Origin of the sequence: uncultured Boseongicola sp. (genome assembly GCF_937988555.1) — a bacterium.
Taxonomy (GTDB): domain Bacteria; phylum Pseudomonadota; class Alphaproteobacteria; order Rhodobacterales; family Rhodobacteraceae; genus Boseongicola.
On record NZ_CALJXO010000078.1, the window covers coordinates 1 to 4,471 of the forward strand.

Annotated in this window: 5 protein-coding genes and 1 tRNA gene; 3 read left to right on the forward strand and 3 right to left on the reverse strand. The window is 56.2% G+C overall.

Annotated elements, in window-relative coordinates:
* A partial coding sequence (locus Q1B15_RS04395; RefSeq protein ID WP_299750724.1) for an MAPEG family protein occupies positions 1–285 on the forward strand: 285 nt, incomplete at its 5' end.
* Between the two features lie 515 nt (positions 286–800).
* On the opposite strand, the gene Q1B15_RS04400 is transcribed toward Q1B15_RS04395, so the two are convergent.
* The gene (locus Q1B15_RS04400) at positions 801–1,100 is read right to left on the reverse strand and encodes a hypothetical protein (RefSeq protein ID WP_299750727.1); all 300 of its coding nucleotides are present in this window, start codon (positions 1,098–1,100) and stop codon (positions 801–803) included.
* A 485-nt stretch (positions 1,101–1,585) separates the two neighbouring features.
* On the opposite strand from Q1B15_RS04400, the gene Q1B15_RS04405 reads away from it, so the two are divergent.
* Together Q1B15_RS04405 and Q1B15_RS04410 are read left to right on the forward strand one after the other, a co-directional pair.
* Positions 1,586–2,038, forward strand: a complete 453-nt coding sequence (locus Q1B15_RS04405; RefSeq protein ID WP_299750730.1) for a tyrosine-type recombinase/integrase — start codon at positions 1,586–1,588, stop codon at positions 2,036–2,038.
* A gap of 76 nt (positions 2,039–2,114) precedes the next feature.
* Positions 2,115–2,188 (forward strand) — tRNA-Cys (locus Q1B15_RS04410).
* Positions 2,189–2,497: 309 nt separating this feature from the next.
* Here Q1B15_RS04410 and Q1B15_RS04415 read toward each other — a convergent pair.
* Together Q1B15_RS04415 and Q1B15_RS04420 are read right to left on the reverse strand one after the other, a co-directional pair.
* On the reverse strand, positions 2,498–3,805 hold the full coding sequence (locus Q1B15_RS04415; RefSeq protein ID WP_299750733.1) for a type II toxin-antitoxin system HipA family toxin: 1,308 nt from the start codon (positions 3,803–3,805) through the stop codon (positions 2,498–2,500).
* Positions 3,805–4,050, reverse strand: coding sequence for a helix-turn-helix domain-containing protein (locus Q1B15_RS04420; RefSeq protein ID WP_137193494.1), 246 nt, complete (start codon positions 4,048–4,050; stop codon positions 3,805–3,807). Before Q1B15_RS04420 ends, Q1B15_RS04415 begins: the two co-directional genes overlap by 1 nt.
* Positions 4,051–4,471: the final 421 nt, after the last annotated feature.

The following is a 4,471-nucleotide window of genomic DNA, read 5'->3' on the forward strand; positions in this document are numbered from 1 at the left end:
CCAAGCCCGGGTTTGGCTCCCCAGTCAGCCTGGGCCCTGCGCGCTAAAGCCGCGCACAAGGTGGCTGTCGAAGCCTTCGCCGCATTTGCACCGCTTGCGATCCTCGCAATGATACGAATACCCGACGACACATACCCCGGACTGTTGGCGTTGACATTCTTCATCGGCATTTTTGCACACTACGTCATCTATACCTTGGGGATCACCATCCTGAGAACGCTTAGTTTCGCTCTGGCAGCGCTATCAACTCTTGGGTTGGGGCTCCGCGTGCTGGGCTGGATCTAAGGTCAATAGCAAAAGATCTCGAAGTCAGCGCAAGTTATCCTCAGATTATGAGTGTCCACTTTGGACTCAGATTTGATGGGGTCGTGGATGGCTCCTGCTCCAACCGGCGTCGCGATGCGCCTTAGGGTAGGTGTCAGAATCTGCACATGAGTGAAGCCGTTCGCAGCTAACAGCCCGAAGGTCCTGTTGGGTCGAAAGCAGACTTGGTCACTTCGGGCGCACGTCAACGTTGAAACAGGCCACCCCGAAGGGCGGGCTGTTTTGTCCTCGTCTATGAGGCAACTCTAGAGGCTTGAGTTCAGGCGCGAGACAACGAGGGACAGAACTTCCGGTCGGGTCTTCGGCGCCACACGCCCATGAGCGCGTTTGGCGCAAGGCACGCATCTGACGGTTTTGGTTGGAACTGTGGGATCATTCGTCGCTGAAGGCGCCTGTCAGAGGGACGAGACGGGCGCTGTCGGATCGACATTGAAGGTCAGTTTAAAAACACGATCCAAGAATTTAGACCGGGAGGTCTACTCATCGGACGCGGCCAAGACCTCTCCAGCATAGGCGTCCATCAGCTCCGCGCCAAATTCCTCTGCACCTTCGCGACGCAGATCGGAGATGTGCGCGAGCGCATCATCGCGCACCTGGCGGCTGGGATAGACAGTCACGATGGCAAATCGATCCAATTCGGCATCCATAAGCATGGAATGCTTGGCCCCCAAAGCCAAAAGCCCGGGAAAGTATTTTCGCTTCATGAGTTGCGTTACGTGCTGCAGTGTCTCGGTTTCACCTGTGATCCGCCAAGTCGTGATTGATACAAAGCTCATTTGGTCACCCTCCAATGAAGCCAAGCATAGCACAAAAGTTCATCCTTCCTCCGTGCAAATTGCCAGCAACCACGTCAGACGGTCCGCCACACAGCCACAACGATGAGCTTTGTCAGGCAAGGCAGACCGCAAACCGACCAAGCAGGCGGTGGTTTTGCGAGTCACTCAAGGCCTGACCAGGTCCCCTCGGCGACGCAAATGCCAAATAACCTGGCACCTCGACCTCGCCGCTGCGCTAACAAAGCGCGCTTGAGGCGAGCGATACGTCTAATCCGAAGAACTCAAGCGCACCCCAAGACCGCCACCGTTCCTGGGAATGAAATCAATGCCAGCAGCCGCCAACGCTCGCGCCATTCTCTGAACGGACTCGGACGATACGCGACGACGCTCTCGCTCAAAATCAACGACGGTTGAAAGGCCCACTCCGGCCGTTTTGGCAAGCCGCGGTTGAGCATTTTAGAGAGGAAGCGCACGCCCTTCCCCTATTGATTTTTGAAATTGGCATCGGGAGCGTACAGCGCCCCGGCGACTGGGTTCGATTTTGCTGGTCCGAATACAATGGACAGTCACTTCGAATACGACAGGGCAAGACAGGACGGATGCTAAGGCTGCCCTGCACGGAGACGCTTCAACATGCTTTGGACGACGCACCGAGGGTTGGTTTGACGATTCTGACGCGGCGCGATGGCCAGCCAATGTCCTATCGATATTTGGCACAAATCATGCGCAAGGAGCGCCAACGTCTCGGGCTACTTGAATTTGACCTACATGCGCTCCGCTATCGCGGCGTTATGGAGCTTGCCTGGGCCAATTGCACGGACGACGAAATAGCGGCATTCAGCGGGCACGCATCAATTGCCATGATACGGAAATACGCAGGAGAAGCGCGTCAGGAAATGCGCGCGCGCTCAGCGGCAGAAAAGCGTGCACGAACATAGACAGAACGAACGCTGATAACATGAGTGATAACAGCTTGACGCGAACGCTCGAGAAACCTAAGCAGCACGGGCTTCCGGCGAGTTGGCGGAGTGGTTACGCAGCGGATTGCAAATCCGTGTACAGGAGTTCGATTCTCCTACTCGCCTCCAAATTCCAAAATATTTTGCGTCACTTACGGCACTTTCCACAAGATGCTGTAAAACGCGCTTCGTACACAAATCGTACACAATCCGCGTACAGTTTTTCGCTGCGTTTCACCCAAAATTGCCGTATAGTGTTCAGCAACAGGCACTTAGAAAAAATGGCGCGGCGCTCACGAATATAAATATCCACAGAATACATCTCCCGCCCTCCGAATAAACGAAGGAGACAAACTGGCGGAATTTTACTCCGCTACAACTGCGCTATGTCGCAGCCGTCTCTCCGGCCCATTATTGCTGTGCGCTTTACACTGCGGATCATATCGCGTGAAAAGCGCTTGCCCGACTTCGTAAGCCAACAGCAATGGTTTCCGTCAGTGGCTGTGGGAACCGATGTGGCAAATCCGCAAGGGTCTTGTCCAACGCAGGCTCAAACTCAGACGCGATTGCCGCCAAGACTTCTTCCGCTAGCGCGACACCAAAGCCCGCCGCCTTGGCAGCCTGCAGGAAATTGCGTGGCACCACCTCGTTCATCCGATAGTGCCCGTCCACCGCCATCGCGAGGCGCATCCGGTTCTGGCGGATCTGACCGTCATCCACCGCTTTCTGGGCGCTCAGCACATCGTAGAGTGGGGTCATGCGGAACCCGCCAGGGCGCAATGCGATGCTGAAATTCTTGGCGTGCCCGTCCGTCGCTCCCAAGAGCCAAAACAGAACCTGCGCGCGGAAGAACGCGCGCTGATCTACCTCGGGGTCATCACTACCAGTCAGCAACCCGATCCCTTCGGTGATCCCCGGCCCACCATCCATTTGATATTTTTGGCTGGGTGGGACTGAGAGCCCCTGACAAAAATCTTCCTGCGGGAGGCGGATCAACCGGCCATCCTTGGTCCAACGCCGATCGAACCGCGTCACAACAAGGCTGCGCACGTCCTCGAAGTCGGCAATCTCGACCTCAGCCACCTCCATCCCCATGGCGCGGCAAAAGCTCATGCAGAAGAATTCGTTCTCGACACTGTCGGACAAATCGACCCCAGCGGGCAGAACGCCGAGTTGGGTCTTGAGGATATGGGTTGTGGGGGTAAGCCCCGATGGACGGATCCACGTTCCCTCGTGGCGCAGCAGCGCTGTTTTCTCCTGCGCCCCTGCGATCGAAATGCGAAAGTCGTCTTCCTCTTCCATTCCAAGAGGGGCGCTTGCCAAGTTGCGCAGCATATCCGCAATCTGCGCCTCAGATACGGGTTCTCCTTCGAGCACGCCAAACTCGGGCACCTCGCCCGAAACGAACTGCAAGGCCCCCACGCAATCGCGCCCGATTTTCTCCAGCATGTGCCACGCGTCCGTGCCGCCTGCACGCACCCGAGCGGCAACGCGTTCACGTATCGCCTGATTGTCCGGCAGCAGGTTTTCAAGGTAGGCAATGACAGGACCGCCTTGGTGCGCCTCTTCGCGCAAAGGCAGTGACAGCGAGATGGGCATGGCGTGTTCCCACGACAGCCAGTCGTGATCGTAGGCAAAGCTGATCGCGCCCGAACCCGCGAGACGCAAGGCTCCCACCAGCCGTCCATTCAGAAGCACCTGCATCGTGCCGCTACGCCCGCGCCGGTTTGATTTTTTTGGGGCCATCAGAAGATATCCTCAATCTCGAGCGAACCGCCGCGCTCCACCAAACGAAACTCAAGCCCAAGCGCAGCCATGATAGCGAGCACAGTGGCGAGCTTGGTTCCCGCATCGCCATTCTCGAGCGACGAAATCGTTGCAACGCGCAAATTCGTGCGCGCGCTGATATCGCTTTGGGTCCAGCCGCGCGCTTTGCGCGTCCGGCGAAGTGCCTCGCCGATCTGCTCGGCCGTTCGTGCTGTGAGGTCCATGATGCGGCTCCTTTTACGGTATAGCGTAAATCAAAACAAATTACGCTGCAACGTAAATATCTAATTTTTACGCCATGGCGTAACACTCGAGCCGCACTCATCCCTGCAGCCCCGCCGCGCGAACTTGCTCAGGCGTCTCAATTAGTTGCGAATCATTCTGAAAATTCAGTAGCAACCGTATTAATCAGCATTTTTTATCCGAAATTCGAAATAAAATTCGCATGTGGTTCAGTTCTCAGTGACATTCAACAGCCTTGCACCGTCAGGAGCGCTCCCATGCAATTCGCCACGAAGTATACCACGGTATGCTGAAAGCGGTCGACGCCAGCTGAAAATACTATTATGCATCGCGCAAACACATTTCCGCGGGAGAGACCCATGACTGAGCAAACCGAATTCGACATCATCTACACCAAAGTCG